This window comes from Streptomyces sp. NPDC059455, assembly GCF_042750115.1.
In the GTDB taxonomy this organism is placed as follows: domain Bacteria; phylum Actinomycetota; class Actinomycetes; order Streptomycetales; family Streptomycetaceae; genus Streptomyces; species Streptomyces endocoffeicus.
In genome coordinates this window covers 130,729-152,100 of the sequence record NZ_JBHYVB010000002.1, presented here as the reverse complement: position 1 = coordinate 152,100, position 21,372 = coordinate 130,729, and the positions used below count along the sequence as shown (strand labels likewise).

Annotated in this window: 19 protein-coding genes; 5 read left to right on the top strand and 14 right to left on the bottom strand. The window is 72.4% G+C overall.

Going from position 1 to position 21,372, the window contains the following annotated elements:
- Positions 1–122: 122 nt before the first annotated feature.
- Complete coding sequence (locus tag ACFXB5_RS01570) at positions 123–611, bottom strand: GNAT family N-acetyltransferase (RefSeq protein ID WP_385201347.1); 489 nt, start codon at positions 609–611, stop codon at positions 123–125.
- A gap of 70 nt (positions 612–681) precedes the next feature.
- Positions 682–1,599 carry a phosphatidylinositol-specific phospholipase C/glycerophosphodiester phosphodiesterase family protein gene (locus ACFXB5_RS01565; protein WP_385201346.1) on the bottom strand — a complete coding sequence of 306 codons (918 nt, stop codon included), beginning with the start codon at positions 1,597–1,599 and terminating at the stop codon, positions 682–684.
- A 390-nt stretch (positions 1,600–1,989) separates the two neighbouring features.
- On the opposite strand from ACFXB5_RS01565, the gene ACFXB5_RS01560 reads away from it, so the two are divergent.
- Positions 1,990–3,402 (top strand): family 2B encapsulin nanocompartment shell protein, encoded by a 1,413-nt coding sequence (locus ACFXB5_RS01560; protein WP_385201344.1) that lies wholly within the window; start codon positions 1,990–1,992, stop codon positions 3,400–3,402.
- Between the two features lie 91 nt (positions 3,403–3,493).
- Positions 3,494–4,882: a family 2B encapsulin nanocompartment shell protein gene (locus tag ACFXB5_RS01555; protein ID WP_385201342.1), complete on the top strand. Its 1,389-nt coding sequence runs from the start codon at positions 3,494–3,496 to the stop codon at positions 4,880–4,882.
- A gap of 36 nt (positions 4,883–4,918) precedes the next feature.
- On the opposite strand, the gene ACFXB5_RS01550 is transcribed toward ACFXB5_RS01555, so the two are convergent.
- From ACFXB5_RS01550 to ACFXB5_RS01530, 5 genes are all read right to left on the bottom strand, one after another.
- Positions 4,919–5,113, bottom strand: a complete 195-nt coding sequence (locus ACFXB5_RS01550; RefSeq protein ID WP_020866016.1) for a hypothetical protein — start codon at positions 5,111–5,113, stop codon at positions 4,919–4,921.
- 164 nt (positions 5,114–5,277) lie between these two features.
- Positions 5,278–6,798: a GMC family oxidoreductase gene (locus ACFXB5_RS01545; protein WP_385201340.1), complete on the bottom strand. Its 1,521-nt coding sequence runs from the start codon at positions 6,796–6,798 to the stop codon at positions 5,278–5,280.
- A gap of 121 nt (positions 6,799–6,919) precedes the next feature.
- The gene (locus ACFXB5_RS01540; RefSeq protein WP_385201339.1) at positions 6,920–8,071 is read right to left on the bottom strand and encodes an acyl-CoA dehydrogenase family protein; all 1,152 of its coding nucleotides are present in this window, start codon (positions 8,069–8,071) and stop codon (positions 6,920–6,922) included.
- Positions 8,068–9,273: an acyl-CoA dehydrogenase family protein gene (locus tag ACFXB5_RS01535; protein ID WP_385201337.1), complete on the bottom strand. Its 1,206-nt coding sequence runs from the start codon at positions 9,271–9,273 to the stop codon at positions 8,068–8,070. The genes ACFXB5_RS01540 and ACFXB5_RS01535 overlap by 4 nt, the downstream gene beginning before the upstream one ends.
- Positions 9,270–10,271: an NADPH:quinone oxidoreductase family protein gene (locus ACFXB5_RS01530; RefSeq protein ID WP_385201335.1), complete on the bottom strand. Its 1,002-nt coding sequence runs from the start codon at positions 10,269–10,271 to the stop codon at positions 9,270–9,272. The genes ACFXB5_RS01535 and ACFXB5_RS01530 overlap by 4 nt, the downstream gene beginning before the upstream one ends.
- Positions 10,272–10,512: 241 nt before the next feature.
- On the opposite strand from ACFXB5_RS01530, the gene egtA reads away from it, so the two are divergent.
- Positions 10,513–11,775, top strand: a complete 1,263-nt coding sequence (gene egtA, locus ACFXB5_RS01525; RefSeq protein WP_385201333.1) for an ergothioneine biosynthesis glutamate--cysteine ligase EgtA — start codon at positions 10,513–10,515, stop codon at positions 11,773–11,775.
- Entirely contained in the window at positions 11,772–13,100 is a 1,329-nt protein-coding gene (gene egtB, locus ACFXB5_RS01520) for an ergothioneine biosynthesis protein EgtB (RefSeq protein WP_385201331.1), read from the top strand. The genes egtA and egtB overlap by 4 nt, the downstream gene beginning before the upstream one ends.
- Positions 13,101–13,276: 176 nt before the next feature.
- Here egtB and ACFXB5_RS01515 read toward each other — a convergent pair whose 3' ends face one another.
- From ACFXB5_RS01515 to ACFXB5_RS01485, 7 genes are all read right to left on the bottom strand, one after another.
- The gene (locus ACFXB5_RS01515) at positions 13,277–14,920 is read right to left on the bottom strand and encodes an alpha/beta hydrolase (protein ID WP_385201329.1); all 1,644 of its coding nucleotides are present in this window, start codon (positions 14,918–14,920) and stop codon (positions 13,277–13,279) included.
- 128 nt (positions 14,921–15,048) lie between these two features.
- The gene (locus tag ACFXB5_RS01510; protein WP_385201327.1) at positions 15,049–15,873 is read right to left on the bottom strand and encodes an urease accessory protein UreD; all 825 of its coding nucleotides are present in this window, start codon (positions 15,871–15,873) and stop codon (positions 15,049–15,051) included.
- Entirely contained in the window at positions 15,870–16,565 is a 696-nt protein-coding gene (ureG, locus tag ACFXB5_RS01505) for an urease accessory protein UreG (RefSeq protein ID WP_385201326.1), read from the bottom strand. Before ureG ends, ACFXB5_RS01510 begins: the two co-directional genes overlap by 4 nt.
- Positions 16,566–16,621: 56 nt before the next feature.
- Positions 16,622–17,281: an urease accessory protein UreF gene (locus ACFXB5_RS01500; protein WP_385201324.1), complete on the bottom strand. Its 660-nt coding sequence runs from the start codon at positions 17,279–17,281 to the stop codon at positions 16,622–16,624.
- Positions 17,282–17,520: 239 nt separating this feature from the next.
- Positions 17,521–19,245 carry an urease subunit alpha gene (locus tag ACFXB5_RS01495; protein WP_385201322.1) on the bottom strand — a complete coding sequence of 575 codons (1,725 nt, stop codon included), beginning with the start codon at positions 19,243–19,245 and terminating at the stop codon, positions 17,521–17,523.
- The gene (locus ACFXB5_RS01490) at positions 19,235–19,549 is read right to left on the bottom strand and encodes an urease subunit beta (RefSeq protein ID WP_385201320.1); all 315 of its coding nucleotides are present in this window, start codon (positions 19,547–19,549) and stop codon (positions 19,235–19,237) included. Before ACFXB5_RS01490 ends, ACFXB5_RS01495 begins: the two co-directional genes overlap by 11 nt.
- Before the next feature lie 13 nt (positions 19,550–19,562).
- Positions 19,563–19,865 carry an urease subunit gamma gene (locus tag ACFXB5_RS01485; protein WP_037959949.1) on the bottom strand — a complete coding sequence of 101 codons (303 nt, stop codon included), beginning with the start codon at positions 19,863–19,865 and terminating at the stop codon, positions 19,563–19,565.
- A 365-nt stretch (positions 19,866–20,230) separates the two neighbouring features.
- On the opposite strand from ACFXB5_RS01485, the gene ACFXB5_RS01480 reads away from it, so the two are divergent.
- Positions 20,231–21,184 carry a M28 family metallopeptidase gene (locus tag ACFXB5_RS01480; protein ID WP_385201318.1) on the top strand — a complete coding sequence of 318 codons (954 nt, stop codon included), beginning with the start codon at positions 20,231–20,233 and terminating at the stop codon, positions 21,182–21,184.
- Positions 21,185–21,372: the final 188 nt, after the last annotated feature.

Here is a 21,372-nt window from a genome sequence, read left to right as displayed (position 1 = left end):
GCCCCCCGCCGCCGGCCGCGCTGCGGGCGGGGGGGGGGGGGGGGGGGGGGGGGGGGCGCGCGGCCCGGGGGGCCGGGGGGGGGGGCCCCCCCCCCCCCCCGGGGCCGGTGAGCCGGCCGGGATCAGAGGAAGCGATGCATGATGTGCAGCCCCACATAGCCGTTCGTGGGGTGGGCGAAAGCCTTGGGGACGGTGCCGATGACCTCGAAGCCGAGTGAGCGCCACAGCGCCACCGCCCGGGTGTTGCTCTCCACCACGGCGTTGAACTGCATCGCCTTGTAGCCCTCGGCGCGCGCCCAGTCCAGGACATGCTCGCCCAGGGCCCGGCCCACACCGCGTCCGCCGTGCTCGGGGGCCACCATGAAACTGGCCCCCGCGATATGCGCGCCCGGCCCCATGTGGTTCGGGTTCATCTTGGCCGAGCCGAGGACCGTGCCGTCGGGGTCGGTGGCGACGACGGTACGGCTCGGGGGCTCCAGCATCCAGATCTCGCGGGCCCGGTCCTCGGCCAGGTCGCGGGGGTAGGTGTAGGTCTCCCCCGCGGCGACGACGCGGCGCAGGAAGGCCCAGATGGCGGGCCAGTCTCCGGCGGTGGCGGTCCTGATGAGCATGAGCGCCAGCATGGCCGTGCGAGCGGCGGCACGCGAGTGGTTTTCTCCCCGGCCGCCGCCCCACGAGGCGTCAGCGGGCAGCGCGCAGGAACGCCTCCAGGCCCGCCAGGTCGTCGGTGTTGAGGTAGTCCACGTCGGCGGCCAGGAGCTCACGCCACAGGGCGTCGCGCTCCGGTCCTGCCACGTCCGGGGTGGCCCAGAAGCGCACGGTCTGCCGGGCGTCGTGCGCGGAGGCGACGAGTCGGCGCAGCGTCTCGCGCTCCGCCGCCGGTATCGGACCGGCTCCCGTCCAGGTGAAGGTCTTGGTCCAGTCGGCGCTGATCAGCGGGATGAAGGAGGCGGGCACGCCCGAGCCGAGGTCCTCCAGCCGTCCGTCGTAGAAGGCGTGGCGCACCTTCTCGGCCTCCATGGGGGCCCGGGCGCCGCGGTCGCCGGAGATGACGGCCGTCACCGCGCCGCGGCGCACCCGGCCGCCGACCCCGCCGTAGGCGGCGCTGAACAGGTGGCCGTAGCGGCGCAGCCGCTTGGCCAGCTCCAGGTAGGTGGGCTCCCCGGCGGTCTTGATGTCGATCAGCAGCTGCAGCGACAGGTCGTAACCCCGGTAAACCCGGCCGCCGTTGGCCTTCACCCGCTGGGCCAGCGGGTCGAGGTAGAGCGACTCCAGGGTGCGGGTGGGGTCGAGGTCCGTGGCGTCGTGTGCGACCAGCAGCTGGCCGTCGACCAGCCAGATGTCGGCCTCGACGCTGCCGAAGCCGTGGGAGAGCGCGTCGAGGAGCGGACGCGGGTGCTCGTAGTCGTTGTGGGCGTGGGCTCTGGCCAGCGGCCGCTTGCCCTTGGAGCGGTCCCTCGAGCCGTCTTTCGAGTTGTCCTTCGCGACGGCGGTGTCGTCGAACGAGGCGGACGTGCCCGCGAACGCGGGCGCGGCCGCGCCGCCCGCCAGAGCGGCTCCGAGGGTGACGACAAAGGCACGGCGTGTACGGCGGTCCATGGGGCCTCCCGGCTCTCGTCCCGGCGCGGTGCCGGATACGCAGGCTCGACGCCAGTGAGTATCGGGCGGCCGTACACCCAAAGGGCAGTACTGAGCGAAGAGTTCCACCGGTGGTCCCCGGCCATTTCCTCACCGTTCCCGAGGTGCCGGGGCGGTTGCGGTGCCCGTGGGGGGCGCGGGGCGGATGCGCACGCCGGATGAACGGGCGGGGCGCGGCGGCCGTCGGCCCACGACGCATTCGGGATGTTTACCCGTCGGCGGCCGCCGCCATAACCCTCGCCCAGGCACTCTTTTGAGTGAATGCAAAAGCCCAAAGTCCGCTGATAGCTTGGCAGTTGCTTGAGCGGAATTTCTCTTCAAGGTCCGTACAGGGATGGGTGAGCATTCACGATGACGACGTCCGTTGAACCGGGTTCCGGTACCGACATTTCGCAGCCGCAGTTGAGCCTCGGCACGGCGGCCGCGCGGAATCTGGCGACGACGACCAAATCCGTTCCGCAAATGCAGGGCCTCACCTCGCGGTGGCTGCTGCGCATGCTGCCGTGGGTGCAGGTTCCGGGTGGTTCCTACCGGGTGAACCGCCGGGCCTCCCATACGCTCGGGGACGGGCGGGTGGAGTTCACCACCATCGGATCACAGGTGCGGGTCATCCCGGTCGAGCTGCGCGAGCTGCCGCTGCTGCGCCGGTTCGAGGACACCGCGGTGCTCGAGGCCCTGGCAGACCGCTTCACCCAGCGGGAGTTCGCGCCCGGCGATGTGCTGGTGGAGGCCGGGCGCCCGGCCGATGAGCTCCTCCTCATCGCCCACGGCAAGGTCGACAAATTGACCGAGGGCGCGTTCGACGAGCCCTCGGTGGTCGGCTCGGCCGCCGGTGGCGACCATATCGGGGAGCCGGAGCTGACCGCCGCCGAGGCGGGCACCTGGGGCATCACCGTGAAGGCCGTGACGTCCTGCACGGTGCTGACCCTGCCCCGGCAGGAGTTCGAGGAGCAGCTGGACCGCTCACCCGAACTGCGCGCGCATGTCGAGGAGGTGCGCTCGGCGCCGGAGACCGAGCGGAACGAGCACGGGGAGGCGGCCATCGCGCTGACCTCGGGCCATTCGGGCGAGCCGGTCCTGCCGGGTACCTTCGCGGAGTACGAGCTGGCGCCGCGGGAGTACGAGCTGAGCGTGGCCCAGACCGTGCTGCGCGTCCACACCCGCGTCGCCGACCTCTACAACGAGCCCATGAACCAGGTCGAGCAGCAGCTCCGCCTCACCATCGAGGCCCTACGCGAACGCCAGGAGCACGAGCTCGTCAACAACCCCGAGATCGGCCTGCTGCACAACGCCGACCTGTCCCAGCGCATCCACACCCGCAGCGGACCGCCCACCCCGGACGACCTCGACGCGCTGCTGGCCACCGTCTGGAAGGACCCGGGGCTGATCCTGGCGCATCCGCGCGCCATCGCGGCGATCGGCCGGCAGTTCAACAGCCATGGCATCTCCCCGCAGCCCACGGAGGTGAACGGGCATGCGCTCCCGGCCTGGCGGGGCGTGCCCATCCTCCCGTGCAACAAGATTCCGGTCTCCCGGAGCGGGGTGAGCTCCATTCTCGTTCTGCGCACCGGGGAGGAGAACCAGGGGGTCATCGGACTGCACCGCACCGGTATTCCCGACGAATACCAGCCGAGCCTCTCGGTGCGGTTCATGGGAATCAGCGAGCAGGCCATCATCTCGTATCTCGTCAGCGCCTACTATTCCGCGGCCGTGCTCGTCCCGGACGCGCTCGGAATTCTGGAGAACGTGGAAGTCGGGCTCTGAATCCGCCCGACGGACTCTGACGTCCGCCCGACCGGGCCTGTGGCCTTCGCATACCTTCCCGAAGATCTACCGAAATGGGTGATGAGCACTTATGACCACCTCCGTGGAGTCCGGTGAGCAGCCGCTGAGTCTGGGCACGGCCGCCGCGCGGAATCTGGCGACCACCACCAAGTCCGTTCCGCAGATGCAGGCCATCTCCTCCCGGTGGCTGCTGCGCGTCCTCCCCTGGGTCCAGGTGTCGGCCGGTACGTACCGGGTGAACCGCCGGCTGACCTACACGGTCGGGGACGGGCGGGTGGAGTTCATCACCACCGGATCACAGGTGCGGGTCATCCCGCCGGAGCTGGGCGAGCTGCCGACGCTGCGCGGATTCGGGGTCACCTCCGTGCTGGAGTCGCTGGCCGACGGCTGTGTCCAGCGCGAGTACGCGCCGGGGGATGTGCTGGTGGAGGCGGGCCGCCCGGCCGACCAGGTGTTCCTGATCGCCCATGGCAAGGTCCGCCAGATCGCCCCCGGCGCGTATGACGAGGGCAGCACGCTGGCGGTGCTGGCCGACGGGGAGTACTTCGGCGACGCGGTCCTGACCGGTCCGGAGCACACCTGGGAGTTCACCGCCCGGGCCGTCACCCGGACCACGGTGCTCACCCTCCCCCGCCGCGTCGTCCAGGAGGCCGCCGACCGCTCCGCGTCGCTGCGCGACCATCTCCAGGGGCTCGCCGAGCGGACCGCGCCCGCTCAGAACCGGCGCGGTGAGGCCGATATCGCCATCGCGTCCGGCCACTCGGGCGAGCCGGCCCTGCCGGGCACGTTCGTGGACTACGAACTGGAGCCTCGGGAGTACGCGCTGAGCGTGGCCCAGACCGTGCTGCGGGTCCACACCCGCGTCGCCGACCTCTACAACGAGCCCATGAACCAGGTCGAGCAGCAGCTCCGCCTCACCATCGAGGCCCTACGCGAACGCCAGGAGCACGAGCTCGTCAACAACCGGGAATTCGGTCTGCTGCACAACGCCGACCTGTCCCAGCGCATCCACACCCGCAGCGGTCCGCCCACCCCGGACGACCTCGACGAGCTGCTGGCCCGGCGCCGTAAGACCCAGTATCTGCTGGCGCATCCGCGCACCATCGCCGCCTTTGGGCGGGAGTGCAGCAACCGTGGTCTGTATCCGCAGGGCGTCGAGGTGGCCGGGGTCGCGGTGCGGGCGTGGCGCGGGGTTCCGCTGCTGCCCTGCAACAAGATCCCGATCAGCGAGTCCGGCACCAGCTCGATCCTGGCGATGCGCACCGGGGAGGAGAGCCAGGGGGTCATCGGACTGCATCAGACCGGTATCCCGGATGAGTACGAGCCCAGTCTGAACGTCCGGTTCATGGGCATCAGCGAGCAGGCCGTGACGTCCTATCTGGTCTCCGCCTACTACTCGGCGGCGATTCTGGTGCCCGATGCGGTCGGTGTGCTGGAGGACGTCGAGATCGGCCGCTGAGCCCGGCCGTCAGAGACCGGTCGCCGCGGGCGTGGATCAGGGACGGACGCTGCTGACCACGTCCGCGGTGGCTGCCAGCCCCTCGGAGATGGTGGGCGCCACGCTGCTGCTCGCCAGGTAGAAGCCCAGCGTCACACAGACCAGCGCATGCGAGATGCGCAGTCCGCCGCTGCGGAGAAACACCACTGTGAGGATCAGAAGCAGCAGGACCACGGAGATGGAAATGGCCATGGGGAGCCTCCTCGGCCACTACGGAGCATCGGAATCCGGCCGTCAGTGTGGCCCAGAATCACCCCTGGACCGCCGTCACCTGGTGCTCCATACGGGTGCCGATCTGCTGTGCGGTTACTCCCCGGCGGTCGCCGCCGCGCAGTGAGCGGGCGTGGCGAGCCCGCTCAGGCGTCGGCGCGGATCAGCTCGGCGGCCATCTCGCCGACCATGACGCAGGCCGCGTTGGTGTTGGCCGAGACGATCGACGGCATGATCGATCCATCGGCGATCCGCAGCCCCTCGACGCCGCGGACGCGCAGCCGGGGGTCCACCACCGAGTGCTCGTCCCCGCCCATCCGGCAGGTGCCGACGTGGTGGAAGTAGGTGCCGGTGTTCTCGCGGACGAAGTCGGCCAGTCCGTCCCGGCCGCTCACCCCGGGGCCGGGCAGCAGTTCACGCGGCTGCCACTCCTCGAACGCGTCGGTGGCGGCCAGCGACCGGGCCAGTTCGACTCCCTGGACCAGGGTGGCGAGGTCCCTTCCGTCGCTGAGATAGCCGGGGTCGATCAGCGGCCGGTCCTCGGGGTCCGCGCCGGAGAGCCGGACCGTGCCCCGGCTGTGGGGCTGCATCGCGGCGGCCGTCAGGGTGAAGCTGTTCGGCGGGAACGGCAGCAGCCTCGGGTGGAACGGGATGTGAAAGAGGAACACCTCGAGGTCGGGGCGGGTCAGCGCGGGGTCGGTCCGGGTGAACAGGGCCGCCTCGGCGGTGGTCAGCGGTGGCGGCGGCAGCGGGATACCCGCCTCGTGGACCAGCCCGACCAGGGGGTGGTCCTGCAGATTGGCCCCCACCTCGGGGGCGTCCACCAGCACCGGGACGCCCACCTCGCGCAGATGGCCGGCCGGGCCGATTCCGGAGAGCATCAGCAGCTTGGGCGAGTCCACCGAGCCCGCGCACACGATGACCTCACGCGCCGCGCGCACCCGGCGTGCCACACCGCCGGAGCCCGCGTATTCGACGCCGACGCAGCGGGTGCCCTCGAAGAGCAGCCGCTGTGCGTGGGCCTCGGTGCGCACGGTCAGGTTGGGGCGGTCCATCGCCGGGTCGAGGTAGGCGACCGCCGTGCTCTGGCGACGGCCTTCGCGGACGGTCCACTCATGGCGCCCGGCGCCGTCGCTCTCCGCGCCGTTGAAGTCGTCGTTGTAGGGATGGCCGAGTTCCTTGGCGGCGTCGAGGAAGGCGGTGCTCAGCGGGTTGGGCGTCTCGGCCCGGCTGAGCCGCAGCGGGCCGCCGGTACCCCGGAAGCGCGGGTCACGGCCCTCGGCGTGCTCGAGGGCGCGGAAGGTCTCCAGCACCGAGGCGGCGTCCCAGCCGGTGCATCCGTCGGCGGCCCAGGCGTCGAAGGTGCCGAGGTGGCCGCGGACGTAGGTCATCACATTGATGCTGCTGGAGCCGCCGAGCACCTTGCCGCGCGCGGCGGCCTGCGGATGCCCGGCCAGGCCCGGCTGCGGGACGGTGGTGTAGCCCCAGTCGTGCTCACCGCCGATGAGGGTGAACCACGCGGTGGGGTCGTGGATCTGCGCGGCCGCGTCGTCCTTCCCGGCCTCCAGCAGCAGCACCCGTACGTCCGGGGCTTCCGTCAGCCGGGCCGCCACCACGGCGCCCGCCGAGCCCGCCCCCACCACGATGTAGTCGAAGTCGCTCATCATGTGCCCCCGTTCCGGACTCACCCGACGTGCCGCACAGCTGTTCGGCACTCTAGTGGCGTGATCGCGGAGCGGGGGCGGGTTCGCCGGATCCGGCCGGTCGGCCGGTGGAGCCGCCGGCCGGTCAGCCGGTGGGGGCCGGCAGATCCACCAGCCCGGCGAGCGCCTGCCGGTGGCGGCCGGGGGTGCCCAGCGCGATCTCGTCGCTCTTGGCCCGCTTGAGATACAGATGGGCCGGGTGCTCCCAGGTCATGCCGATGCCGCCGTGCAGTTGGACGCACTCCTCGGCCGCGTGCACCGCCACCTCGGCGCAGTGCGCCTGGGCCACGGCCACCGCGACCGGTGTGTCCGGGCTGTCCGTGGCGAGTGCGTCGGCGGCGTACCGGGCGGTGGCGCGCGCCGAGACCAGCTCCAGCCACAGCGCGGCCATGCGGTGCTTGAGCGCCTGGAACGAGCCGATGGGACGCCCGAACTGATGGCGTTCCTTGGTGTGGCGGACGGTCTCGGTCAGACACCATTCGGCCACGCCCAGTTGTTCGGAGGCGAGCAGCCCGGCCCCGGTCAGCAGCGCCCGCCCGATGGCCGCCTCGGCCCGGTGGGGCCCGGCCAGCCGACGGGCGGGGGCGCCGGTGAGGGTCACCGCGGCGAGCGGGCGGGTGAGGTCGAGCGAGGTGAGGGGTTCGACGGTGACGCTGGTCTCGGCGGTCTCCACGGCGTAAAGACCGTGGCCGTCCGCGCCGGTGGCGGGGACGAGCAGCACATCGGCGCCCGCCGCGCCCGCGACTCCGGAGACCTGGCCGCTGAGCGTGGTGTCGCCGTCGGCCCGTACGGTCGCGGCGGGCGCGCCGGACCCGCCGCCGGTCACCACGGCCGCGGTGGACAGCGGCACCGCGAGGGCGCCGACCGTGCGGCCCTCGGCGACCGCGCCGAGCAGCCGGGCCACGGCCTCCTGGTCGGTGTCGCAGCGGAGCAGTGCGGCGGTGGCGAGGACGGCGCTGGTGAGGTAGGGCACGGGGGCGACGGCGCGGCCGAGCTCCTCCATCACCACCGCCGCCTCCCGCGCGGTGGCGCCCTGGCCGCCGAGCTTGTCCGGCACCAGCAGCCCCGCGGTGCCCATCTCGGCGCCCAGCGCGCGCCACAGCGCCATGTCGTGGGCCCGGCCGCTCTCGGCCTCGGACATCACCGTGGCGGGCGGGCAGCGGTCGGTGAGCAGCGACCGTACGGCCGCGCGCAGATCGTCCTCCGCCTCGGAGTAGAGCAGGTCGGCGGTGCTCATCGGGGCAGGTCCTTCCACGGGACGTCCTTGTCGGTCCGCGGCTCGGGCGGCAGGCCCAGGACGCGTTCGGCGATGATGTTGAGCAGCACCTCCGAGGTGCCGCCCTCGATGGAGTTGCCCTTGGCGCGCAGATAGCGGTAGCCGGCCTCGCGCCCGGTGAAGTCCACGAGTTCGGGGCGGCGCAGCGTCCAGTCGTCGTAGAGCAGCCCCTCCTCCCCCAGCAGCTCCACCTCCAGCGCGCTGATCCGCTGGTTGAGGCGGGCGAAGGCGAGCTTCATGGCCGAGCCCTCGGGGCCGGGCTGGCCGACCGCGAGCTGCTGGCGCAGCCGCTCGCCCGCGAGCCGGGCCGCCTCGGACTCCGTCCACAGCCGCAGCAGCCGCTGGTGGAGGTCGTGGGTGCGCAGTCCGGGCCGCTCCCGCCAGGTGTCGGCGACGAGGCCGATCATGCCGCCCTCGCGGGGGACGCGGCCGCCGCCGATGGCGACCCGCTCGTTCATCAGGGTGGTCTGGGCGACCCGCCAGCCCTCGCCGATCCCGCCGAGCCGCCGGCTGTCGGGGATCCGCACCCCGGTGAGGAAGACCTCGTTGAACTCCGCCTCGCCGGTGATCTGGCGCAGTGGCCGGACCTCGACCCCGGGGTCGGTCATATCGCAGATGAAGTAGCTGATGCCGCGATGTTTGGGCTGGTCGGGGTCGGTGCGGGCGATGAGGATGGCCCAGCGGGCGAGATGGGCGCTGGAGGTCCAGACCTTCTGTCCGTCGACCACCCAGTCGTCGCCGTCGCGCACCGCCCGGGTGGCGAGCGCCGCGAGGTCGGATCCGGCGCCGGGCTCGCTGAACAGCTGGCACCACACCTCCTCGCCGGTCCACAGCGGGCGCAGCAGCCGTTCCCGCTGCTCGTCGGTGCCGAAGCCGAGGATGGTGGGGGCGGCCATGCCGAGGCCGATGCCGATGCGGCGGGGGTCGTTGTCGGGCGCCTCCGCGGCCTCCAGCTCGGCGTCGACGACGGCCTGAAGGGAGCGCGGGGCGTCGAGGCCGCCGAGTCCGGCCGGGTAGTGCACCCAGGCGAGCCCGGCGTCGAAGCGGGCGCGCAGGAAGGCCAGGCGGTCGGTGGTGGCGGGCGGATGGGCGTCCAGGAGTTCATGGACGCGGCGGCGCAGCTCGTCGGCGTCCACGGCGGGGTGGTGCCGGGTGGTGCTCATCGGTCCCCTCCGGCCTGCCCGGGGACGACGACCACGCGGCCGGTGGTCACGCCGTCGGCGACGCGCTGGACGGCGTCGGCCGCGTCCTTCAGCGGTACGCGCTCGCTGACCAGCGGTTTGACGGTGCCCTGCGCGGCGAGCTTGGTCAGCTCCTCGTGGCAGGCGCGGATCGCGGCCGGGTCGTGGGTGTTGTACAGGCCCCAGTGGAGGCCGAGGATGGCGTAGTTCTTGACCAGGGCGTGGTTGAGGGCGGCCTGGGGGACGACGCCGCTGGCGAAGCCGACGATCACGATGCGGCCCTCGAAGGCGACGCATTTGACGGACTTGACGAAGGCGTCGCCGCCGACCGGGTCGTACACGACGTCCGCGCCGCGTCCGCCGGTGGCCTCCTTGACGGCCGCCACGATGTCGTCGGCACGCCGGTCCAGGACGAGGTCGCAGCCGAGCTCGCGGGCGACCTGGGCCTTTTCCTCGCCGCCGACGACACCGATCACGGTGGCTCCGGCCGCCTTGCCGAGCTGGACGGCGGCGCTGCCGACCCCGCCCGCTGCGGCGTGCACCAGGAGCGTCTCACCGGACTGGATACGGGCCCTGCGGTGCAGGCCGAACCAGCCGGTCTGGTAGCCGATGTGCAGCGCCGCGGCCTCGGCGTCGTCCAGCGCGTCGGGGGCGGGCAGTGCGGCCGCCGCCGCCACGGGCACCAGCTCGGCGAAGCCGCCCGCGGGGAGCGTGGGCGTGGCCAGGACGCGGGAGCCGACCACGCCCTCGGCACCCTCGCCGACGGCGACGACCTCGCCGCACACCTCGACGCCGGGGGTGAACGGCAGGGGCGGCCGCACCTGGTACTGGCCGCGGCACAGCAGGGCGTCGGGGAAGTTGACGTTGACGGCCCGGACCCGCAGCAGCAGCTGTCCCGGTCCCGCCTGGGGGTCCGGCACCTCGTCGAGGCGCATGACCTCACCGGGCTCGCCATTGTCGTGCACTCGCCATGCCTGCATCCGGTGGCCTCCACAAACGGATCGTCGGAACGCGGTACCGCGCCGGGTCGAACATACTAACCAGTCGGTACGAGGAGCGGAACCGCCATCACCGTCAGCCATCCTGACCTGCCCGCCCGGCGGCGGATGAACTCTTGTGCAACTCTGGAGGCACCCTTGAGCCCGGCGCCTCGGCAGTTAAGAGTGGACGGCGACATATCGGTTCGTTTCCCAGCGAGCCGATGCCGGAACGGGACGGGAGATGACTGTGCCCGACAACAAGGCGATCAGCGAGGCCGAGATGGAGGCCAGGCTGCACGGCATCTGTTTCAAGACCGGACCGCCGCGCCGCATCGGAGTCGAACTCGAATGGCTCATGTACGACCCGCACGACCCCGCACGACCCATCGAGGCGGCCCGGCTCGAAGCCGCGGTCACCGCCCTGCGCGGACTGCCTCTGCGGTCCGCCATCACCTTCGAACCCGGCGGTCAGGTGGAGCTCAGCTCCCTCCCGGCCGACTCCCTCACCGCGTGTGTGGAGTCCGCGGCCGCCGATCTGGTTCTCGTACGTTCCGTACTCACCGGCCTGGGCCTCGGGCTCGCCGGTCACGGACATGACCCCTGGCGCCCACCGAGACGCTTCCTCACCACGCCCCGGTACGAGTGCATGGAGACCTACTTCGACCGCCGGGGGCCGGCCGGGCGCTCCATGATGTGCAACACCGCCTCCGTGCAGGTCTGTGTGGACGCCGGGCACGAGGAGCCCGGACCGCTCGGCATGGCACGGCGCTGGCGGCTCGCCCATCTGCTGGGCGCGGTGCTGACCGCCGCGTTCGCCAACTCGCCGCTGCGCCAGGGCCGCCCCACGGGCTACCGCTCCACCCGGCAGGCACTGTGGACGGCGATGGAACCCGGACGCACCCACGCCCCGGCCGACGGCCGGGATCCCCGCACGGCCTGGGCCCACTACGTGCTGGACGCGCCCGTGATGGCCATCCGGGACGAGCAGGCACCCTGGACGGTGCCGTCCGGGGTGACCTTCCGCCAGTGGGCCCGGACGGCGCTGCCCCGGCCACCCACCCACGACGACCTCGACTTCCACATCTCCACGCTCTTTCCCCCCGTCCGCCCGCGCGGCCATCTGGAACTGCGCATGATCGACGCGCAGAGCGGTGAGGACGGATGGATCGTCCCCCTTGCCGTCACAGTGGCGCTCTTCGACGATCCCGAGGCTGCTGAAACGGTTTACCGGGTGGTGAAGCCGCTCGCCGAGACGGCGGGGGCGCGCCCCGCACCGGGCAATCCGCTGTGGCGCGCCGCGGCCCGCCACGGTCTGGCCGACCCCGAACTGCGCACCGCCGCCGTCAGCTGCTTCACCACGGCGCTGGACGCGCTGCCGCGTATCGGCGCCTCCCCCGCCATCACCGCCGCCGTCGCCGCCTTCACCGACCGCTATGTGGTCCGCGGCCGATGTCCCGCCGACGATCTGCTCGCTCCCCTCACCGGTAAGGAGGGACGGTCATGACCGCCCCCGATTCCGATCTCACCATCGATCCCGAGGCGCTGCGCCGGCGCGCCGAGAAGGCGCTGCGCACCGCGCGCGACCGCACCCACACCCTGACCACCTGCGTGGACGAGCCCGACCTCACCGCCCAGCACTCCCCTTTGATGTCCCCGCTGGTGTGGGATCTGGCGCACATCGGCAACCAGGAGGAGCAGTGGCTGCTGCGCGCGGTCGGCGGACGTGACGCCCTGCGCCCCGAGATCGACTCGATCTACGACGCCTTCGAGCATCCGCGCGCCGAGCGGCCCACCCTGCCGCTGCTGGCGCCCGCCGAGGCCCGCGGCTATGTCCACGAGGTGCGCGGCCGGGTGCTGGACATCCTGGAGCGGATCGAGCTGCGCGGCGCCCCGCTGGTGGACGCGGGCTTCGCCTTCGGCATGATCGCGCAGCATGAGCAGCAGCACGACGAGACGATGCTCATCACCCACCAGCTGCGCCGCGGACCCGCCGCGCTCACCGCCCCACCACCGCCCGACGCGGGCGACGGCGCGGCCCTGCCGGAAGAGGTGCTGATCCCGGGCGGCCCGTTCACCATGGGCACCTCGGCCGAGCCCTGGGCCCTGGACAACGAGCGGCCCGCGCACCACCGGCTGGTCCCGGCCTTCCACATCGACACCACTCCGGTGACCAACGGCGCCTACGAGCGGTTCATCGCGGACGGCGGCTACACCGAGCGGCGCTGGTGGACGGCCGACGGCTGGGCGTACATCCAGGAGCACGGCCTCGCCGCCCCGCTGTTCTGGCGGCGCGAGGGCGGGCAGTGGCTGCGCCGCCGGTTCGGAGTGACGGAGCCGGTGCCGCCGGAGGAGCCGGTGGTGCATGTGAGCTGGTACGAGGCGGACGCCTACGCCCGCTGGGCGGGGCGGCGGCTGCCGACCGAGGAGGAGTGGGAGAAGGCCGCCCGCCACGACCCGGAGAGCGGCCGGTCCCGGCGCCATCCGTGGGGCGACGAGGATCCCACGCCCGACCACGCCAACCTGGGCCAGCGCCATCTGCGGCCCGCGGCGGCAGGCAGCTATCCGCGGGGCGCCTCCCCGCTGGGGGTGCGGCAGCTGATCGGCGATGTGTGGGAGTGGACCTCGAGCGACTTCCTGCCCTACCCGGGGTTCCGCGCGTTCCCGTACCGCGAGTACTCGGAAGTCTTCTTCGGCCCGTCGCACAAGGTGCTGCGCGGCGGTTCCTTCGCGGTGGACGAGGTCGCCTGCCGGGGCACGTTCCGCAACTGGGACCTGCCGGTCCGCCGCCAGATCTTCTCCGGCTTCCGCACCGCGCGGGACGCGTCCTGATGTGCCGGCACCTGGCCTACCTCGGGCCGCGGACCTCCATCGGCGAGGTGGTCGTGGGGGGGGCGGGCGGCGAGGGGAGGGTGGGGGGGGCGGGGGGGGGGGCGTTCGGCGCAAAAACGGCACCGGGCCCGGGGGGGGAACCCCCGCGGCCCCGGCCCATCACCGCGTACCGCCGACTACTTGACGACGGCGGCCGCCTCCTTGGCGGCCTTCGCGTCCTTCGCGGACACGCCCGACTTCGCGGGCACCGGCGTGGCGTGCGGGGCGCAGGTCACGTCCTTGGCGTCCACCGTGCCCTTGAGCAGGTAGGCGTCCACCCGGTCGTTGACGCACGGGTTCACCAGACCGGTGACCCCGTGCGAACCGGCGTCCTTCTCGGTCACCAGACGCGAGCCCTTCAGCCGCTTGTGCAGCTCCACCGCGCCCTCGTACGGGGTCGCGGCGTCACGGGTGCTCTGCACGATCAGCGTCTTGGGCAGCCCCTTGGCGGCCCCCACCTCCAGCGGGGTCCCCTGCTTGGCTCCCCAGGTGGCGCACGGCAGGTTCATCCAGGCGTTGGACCAGGTCAGGAAGGGGTAGTCGCGGTGGAGCCGGGTGTTGTCCCGGTCCCACTTCGCCCAGCTGGTCGGCCACTTGGCGTCGGCGCACTCGACGGCGGTGTAGACGGCGTTGCCGTTCTCCGAGGCGATGTTGCCCGCGGTGTCGGACATGTCCGGGCCCGCGGCCTCGACCAGCGCCTTCTCATCGCCGCCGAGGTAGTCGCTCCACACCTGGGCGACCGTGGCCCACGACGAGTCGTAGTACGGAGCGCTCTGGAAGAACCCGAGCAGTTCGGCCGGGCCCACGACCCCGCCGATGGGGCTCTTCTTGGCGGCCGCGCGCAGCGTCTCCCACTGCTTCTGGACCTTCGCCGGGGTGTCGCCGATGTGGTAGGCGGCGTCGTTCTTGGCGACCCACGCCTTCCAGTCGTTCCAGCGCGTCTCGAAGGCGACGTCCTGGTCCAGGTTGGCCTGGTACCAGATCTTCTCCCGCGAGGGGTTCACCACGCTGTCCACGATCAGCCGGCGCACATGGGTCGGGAAGAGCGTCGCGTAGACCCCGCCGATGTACGTTCCGTAGGAAACGCCCAGGTAGTTGAGCTTCTTGTCGCCGAGCGCGGCCCGGATGACGTCGATGTCCCGGGCGGTGTTGGGCGTCGTCATCTGCGGCAGCATCCGGCCGCTGCGCTCCTTGCACCCTTCGGCGTACTCGCGGGCCAGCTTGCGCTGGACGCGCTTGTCCGCCTCGCTGTCGGGCACCGGGTCCAGCTTCGGGGCCTTGACGAACTCCTGGGGATCCACGCAGGAGATGGCCGCGGAGTGGCCCACCCCGCGCGGGTCGAAGCCGACGAAGTCGTACGCCTTCGACACCTTCGTCCACAGCGGGTTCTTGGTGGTGACCCGGGTCGGGAAGCGCAGCCCGGAGCCGCCGGGCCCGCCCGGGTTGTAGATCAGCGAGCCCTGCCGCTCGGAGGCGGAGCCGGTGTTGGCGATCCGGTCCACCGCGAGCTTGATGGTGCGGCCGTTCGGCTTGGCGTAGTCGAGCGGCACGGTGACATAGCCGCACTGGATGGGCTTGGCGAGCCCCCAGTCGGCCGGGCAGTCCGTCCAGTCGATGCCCTTCTTCGCGGCCTTGGCCGCGGCCACCGCCACACCACGGGCCTCGGCGGCCCCGCCGGGCGTCCGCTCCGAGGCCCCGGCCGTGGGGGCGGCCAGCGCACCGGTTATCAGCGCACCGGCGATCACACCGCCGGTCGCGCCGAAGAGTGCTGTGCGTCTCACGTAGTCATCCCCCTGCTTTGTTGCGCCGCCACGACGCGGCGATGATCACAGAGTGTCAGGGGGATTCTTCTGTCTTGCTTACCGCCGAGTACAGGGCAAACCGCCGTTTCTTTATCAAGACGTGAACATCAGCCCACGGCCGCGGCCGCCGCGTCGAGGGCCCGGCGGAGGTGGAGGGCGTCCGGGGCCACGGCGGTGGCGAGGGCGGCGGGGCCGGTCAGCGGCGTGAGGACGGCGGTCTCGGCGAGGGCGCGGGGCGTGATGGGACGACTGTCATAGGCCGGATCGACGACGAGCAGCTGGCCCACCGCCCGATGGCCGCCGAGGACCGCGCCGCCGTCCCAGCCGGGGGCGCCGGGGCCGTGGGCGAGCTCCTGGTCGAGGAGCGGGCGCCCGGCGCGGCGGACGGTGAGGCGGCTGATCAGACGGCCCGGGGATTCGCCGGTGCGGCCCAGTATCTGCTCCTCGCGGAGCACGAGGCGGGCGGTGGGGGCGAGTTCGACACGGGTGGTCATCAGCAGTTCGCTGCCATGGGCGGAGATCAGCGGCTCGGGCAGCCAGTGCAGGGTCGCACCGTCGGCGACGGTCAGCCGGATCTCGTAGTACGCGGGCCCGGCCGCCCGCCCGGGCAGGGCGATGGTGGCCGCGGCGGAGCCGACGCGCAGCCGGGCGTCCGGCCCGGCGGTCACCTCCAGGGCGATCCGATCGCCGCCGAGGGGCGCGCTCATGGCCCCGACCACGGTGACAGACGCCTCCCCAACCGCGCCCCGGGTACGCCGCAACGCGAGCGGCCCGTCCCCGGCGAGCACGGGCAACGCGGTACCCCCGCGCCCGTCCGCCTCGGCGACGAGACGGGCGGTGGCCCGTACGGCCGGGGTTGAGGTGCCCGTCGCGGCCACGGTGCCCGAGCCGCGCCGCGTTACCGGGGCCTCCCGCTCCGGGGCGGGGGTCATGCCGGGGCCGCTGTCCAGGCGGCCAGGCGGGCGTTGACCCAGTCGGCGATGGGGCGGACACCGTCCTCGGCGACCAGGGAGGTGAAGGCGACGGGGAGTTCACCGCGCTGGGCCTCGGCGTCGCGGGCCATACGTGCCAGGTCCGAGCCGACGTAGGGGGCCAGGTCGGTCTTGTTGACCACGAGCAGATCGGCGGTGGTCACGCCGGGGCCGCCCTTACGCGGGATGTCGTCGCCGCCCGCGACGTCGATGACGAACACCTGCGCGTCCACCAGGCCCTTGGAGAACGTCGCGGTGAGGTTGTCCCCGCCGGACTCGACCAGGATCAGATCGAGCGGACCCACGGTCTCCTCGAGCTCCTCGACCGCCTCCAGGTTGGCGGAGATGTCGTCGCGGATCGCGGTGTGGGGGCAGGCGCCGGTCTCCACGGCGGTGATGCGCTCCGGCGGCAGTACGGCGTTGCGCAGCAGGAACTCGGCGTCCTCGCGAGTGTAGATGTCATTGGTGACCACGGCGAGGGAGAGTCGGTCGCGCAGCGCCCGGCACAGCGCGGCGACGGTCGCGGTCTTGCCCGAACCCACCGGTCCGCCGAGGCCGATACGCAGCGCCCGACGGGTGCCGTCGGGGCGGTGGAGGCCGGGGGCGCCGTAGGTGTGGCGCGGGGGGTAGGTGTCCGCGTGGTCGAGATGCATGAACGGCTCCGATGTTCCAGCAGGGGGGGCGGGGGGCGGGGGCGGCGCGGGCCCGGCTACGAGGCGAAGAGGCGTACGGACCAGGTGGCGTGCTGTTCGGCGGCGATATCGAGCAGCGGCGCGGAGGCGGCGGGCAGCGCGCCCGGCCCCTCCTCGAGGGCCCGCCGCGCCGCGTCGGCGGCCCGCGCCACGACCTGGTCCAGCTCGGGGGCGAGACGGGCGAGGACGGCGGTGGCGTCGAAGGGGTCGAGGCTCAGCAGCCGTACGGCGGCGGTCGCCGGCCCGCTCACCGCCTCGTACCCGGCGGCGTACGCGGCGTCCGGCGGCCCCAGCCCGGCGGCCCGCGCGGTGAGTCCGAGCACCACGGGCTGATGCGCCCCGCGCGGCCGGGCGGCGGCCAGGGCGTCCAGCTCGGGCGACGGCCAGGTGGCGCGGGCGGCGCGCATCAGCTGGCGCCCGAGCCGCCGGGCGGTGGCCCGCAGTGCGGAGCTGGGGGTACGGGCGTCCGCCGCATCGTCCAGCGCGAGCGGATCGAGCCCGGCGGCGGCCGCGGCGGCGAGCCCCGCCGCGGTGAGCCCAGCGGTGTGCAACCGGCCCCGGCAGAACGCCTCCAGGGAGGCCGCGTCATGGATCCGGCCCGCCGCGACAGCGGCCTCGGCACCACCGGAATGCGCATGCCCTCCGGCGGGAAACCGACCATCGGCGAGCACGAGCAATGCGGCGACCCCACCAGGGGCATCTCCCCCGGGCGCCCGTTGACGGGCCCGGTCCGGCTCGCTCGGGGGCGGGGCGCCGGGGGGCCAGGGGGCGGGGTCCCTGCCACGCGGCGGAGCCGCATATCGATGCTGCGGGAAGGGGCGGGGTGGGGGAAGGTCCACCGGCAGGCCATCCGCGGCCGGACCGCGGGCGTCCCGGGCAGTGGGCGGGGTCTCGTTCGTGGGCATGACGGGTCCGGTCAGAAGAGGAAGTACCGCTGGGCCATGGGAAGTTCCGTCGCCGGGGCCGGTTCGACGGGCCCGCCGTCGATCGTCACGGTGAACGTGTCGGGGTCGACCTCGACCCGCGGCAGGGCGTCGTTCTCCCGCATGTCCGCCTTGGTCACCCCCCGCGTGCCACCGATCGCGGCGAACCGCTTGTGGAGGTCCAGCCGGTCGGCCAGACCGTCGTCCAGGGCGGCCTGGGTCACGAAGTTGACCGAGCCCCTGGCCGCCGCGCGGCCGAGCGCGCCGAACATGGGGCGCGGCAGGACCGGCTGCGGGGTCGGGATGGAGGCGTTGGCGTCGCCCATCTGCGCATACGCGATCTGGCCGCCCTTGATGACCAGGTGCGGTTTGACGCCGAAGAACGCGGGGTCCCAGAGCACCAGGTCGGCCAGCTTTCCGACCTCCACCGAGCCGATCTCCCCGTCGAGGCCCTGGGCCACCGCCGGGTTGATGGTGTATTTGGCGACATAGCGACGCGCCCGGTGGTTGTCGGCCCGGCCGTCCCCAGCCAACGCCCCGCGCCGTCGCTTCATCACATGCGCGGTCTGCCAGGTGCGCAGCACCACCTCGCCGATCCGCCCCATGGCCTGGGAGTCGGAGGAGATGATCGAGATCGCGCCGAGGTCGTGCAGTACATCCTCGGCGGCGATGGTGCTGGGCCGGATGCGGGACTCGGCGAAGGCGAGGTCCTCGGGGACGGCCGGGTTGAGGTGGTGGCAGACCATCAGCATGTCGAGGTGCTCCTCGACGGTGTTGACGGTGTGCGGGCGGGTCGGATTGGTGGAGCTGGGCAGTATGTTCGGCTGGGAGACCACGGTGATGATGTCGGGCGCGTGCCCGCCGCCCGCGCCCTCGGTGTGATACGCGTGGAGGGTGCGCCCGGCGATGGCGGCGAGGGTGTCGCCGACGAAGCCCGCCTCGTTGAGGGTGTCGGTGTGGATGGCGAGCTGGGCGCCGCTCTCCTCGCAGACGCCGAGGCAGGCGTCGATGGCGGCGGGGGTCGCCCCCCAGTCCTCATGGATCTTGAATCCGAGGGCCCCGCCGCGCAGTTGGGACCACATCGCCTCGCGCGAGACGGTGTTGCCCTTGCCGAGCAGCCCGATGTTGACCGGATACCCCTCCAGCGCCTCGAACATCCGGGCGAGATGCCAGGGTCCGGGGGTGATGGTGGTGGCCTTGGTGCCCTCGGCGGGTCCGGTGCCGCCGCCGACGAGGGTGGTGATCCCGGAGGAGAGCGCCTGGTCGACGAGGGTCGGGGAGATGAAGTGGACATGGGCGTCGATGGCGCCCGCGGTGAGGATCCTGCCGTTGCCCGCGATGACCTCGGTCTCGGGCCCGATGACGAGGTCGGGGTGGACGCCGTCCATGGTGTCGGGGTTCCCGGCCTTGCCGATCCCGGTGATACGGCCGTCACGCAGGCCGATGTCCGCCTTGACGACGCCCCAGTGGTCGAGCACGACGGCCCCGGTGATCACGGTGTCGGGGGCGCCCTCGGCGCGGGTGGCGCGGGACTGGCCCATGGATTCGCGGATCACCTTGCCGCCGCCGAAGACCGCCTCGTCCCCGGCCCGGCCGGGCCCGCCGCCGCGGTCCTCCTCGATCTCGATGAAGAGGTCGGTGTCGGCGAGCCGGATGCGGTCCCCGGTGGTGGGGCCGAAGAGATCGGCGTACGCGGGGCGGTTCAGTTCAGCGCTCATCGAGCTCTCCTCCCGTCTCCCCGCGCAGCCCCGGCACGATCCGCTCCCCCGCGATCGGGATCAGGGCGACCTCCACGGGGATGCCCGGTTCGAAGCGCACGGCGGTGCCCGCGGCGATGTTCAGCCGCTTGCCGCGGGCGGCGGCGCGGTCGAAGTCGAGGCCGGGGTTGGCCTCGGCGAAGTGGTAGTGGGAGCCGACCTGGACGGGCCGGTCGGCGGCGTTGAGCACGGTGAGACGGGTGATGGGCCGCCCCTCGTTGAGGCGCACCGGCTCATCGGCGTACAGGATCTCTCCGGGGATCATGGGCAGGCCCCCGTCAGGCGATCGGCTGATGGACGGTGACCAGCTTGGTGCCGTCGGGGAAGGTGGCCTCGACCTGCACGTCCTGGAGCATCTCGGGTACGCCCTCCATGACCTCGTCGCGGGTGAGCACCCGGCGGCCGGAGGCCATCAGCTCGGCGACGCCGCGGCCGTCGCGGGCGCCCTCCAGGATGTGTGCGGTGATCAGCGCCGTCGCCTCGGGGTGGTTGAGGAGCACGCCCCGGGCCCGTCGCTTCTCGGCCACGTCGGCGGCCACATGGATGAGCAGACGTTCCTGCTCATGCGGGGTCAAGCGCATGTTTTCCACCTCATTCTCGCCCTTATCCCGCGAAGGCCCCGATCCGGCGGAAATCTCCCGCTCCGCGCCGTCCGGGTCGACTCGCGCCCAACCTTCGCAGGCTAGTTCCGCGGCATTTCGTCTGCGTTAACTGAGCCCTTGCCCGAGCAACCATGATCAATTCGATCGGTGCTGCTCAAGACGGTCTCATGAGCCACCGTCACGTTCCCGTACCCCCTTCGGCCACCGCCCGACATCCGCTCGGCGGACCCGTACGTCCGGCTATCGCACTTGACGGCCCCACCGCATAGCCCCGATTCTCATCACCGCAACACCATGATTCACCTGCTCCGCTCCAACCCCCCACATCACAACGGAGCTCAACTGTGAAGCGAATAGCGTCAATTCGCCGCGGAAGCCTCGCGGCGGCAACCGGTGCCGCGCTCGCCGCGGCCCTGCTGAGCGGCGCCTCCGGCGCCGAGGCCAACGTCAACACCAAGGCCGCCGCCCCCGACGTGGACGTCGCGGCCGTCAAGGCCGACCTGGGCGAGCTGCAGTCCATCGCGGACGCCAACGGCGGCAACCGCGCCCATGGCGAGCCCGGCTACCAGAAGTCCCTGGACTTCATCAAGGGCAAGCTGGACGAGGCCGGATTCACCACCTCCGTCCAGGAGTTCACCTCCGGCGGCAAGAAGGGCTACAACCTCGTCGCCGACTGGAAGGGCGGTGCCGACGACAAGGTCGTGATGGCCGGTTCCCATCTCGACTCGGTCGAGGCCGGCCCGGGGATCAACGACAACGGTTCCGGCTCGGCCGCGATCCTCGAGGTCGCGCTCGCCGTGGCCAAGGCCGACCTCCAGCCCACCAAGCATCTGCGGTTCGCCTGGTGGGGCGACGAGGAGGACGGCATGGTCGGGTCGACGCACTACGTCGACAGCCTGGCGGCCGACGAGAAGTCGAAGATCGACTCCTACCTCAACTTCGACATGCTCGGCTCCCCCAACCCGGGCTACTTCGTCTATGACGACGACCCGGAGCTGGAGAAGGTCTTCAAGGACTGGTACGCGGCGAAGAACATCACGACCGAGAAGGAGACCGAGGGCGACGGCCGCTCGGACCACGCCCCGTTCAAGGACGCGGGCGTGCGGGTCGGCGGTCTGTTCACCGGCGCCGAGGCCACCATGAGCCAGGAGCAGGCCGACCAGTGGGGCGGCAAGGCGGGCGAGGCGTTCGACCCGTGCTACCACTCCGCATGCGACAAGACGTCGAACATCGACGACAAGGCGCTGGACCTGAACACCGACGCCATCGCCAACGCGATCTGGGCGCTCAGCTCCTGACGAGCGCCCCCACACCGGACCGGCGCTGAGCCGGTCCGGTCCCGTCCGTCACTCCTCGCGGCCCCGGCGCCCCGCCCCCCCGGGCGGGCCCCGGGGGTGGGCCGCGGTGGCGAAGAGCCCCCCGGGGCCCCCGGCGGGCCCGGGGGGGGGGCGCCGAGTACACCGGGGGTGGACCAGGTTCTCCCCGC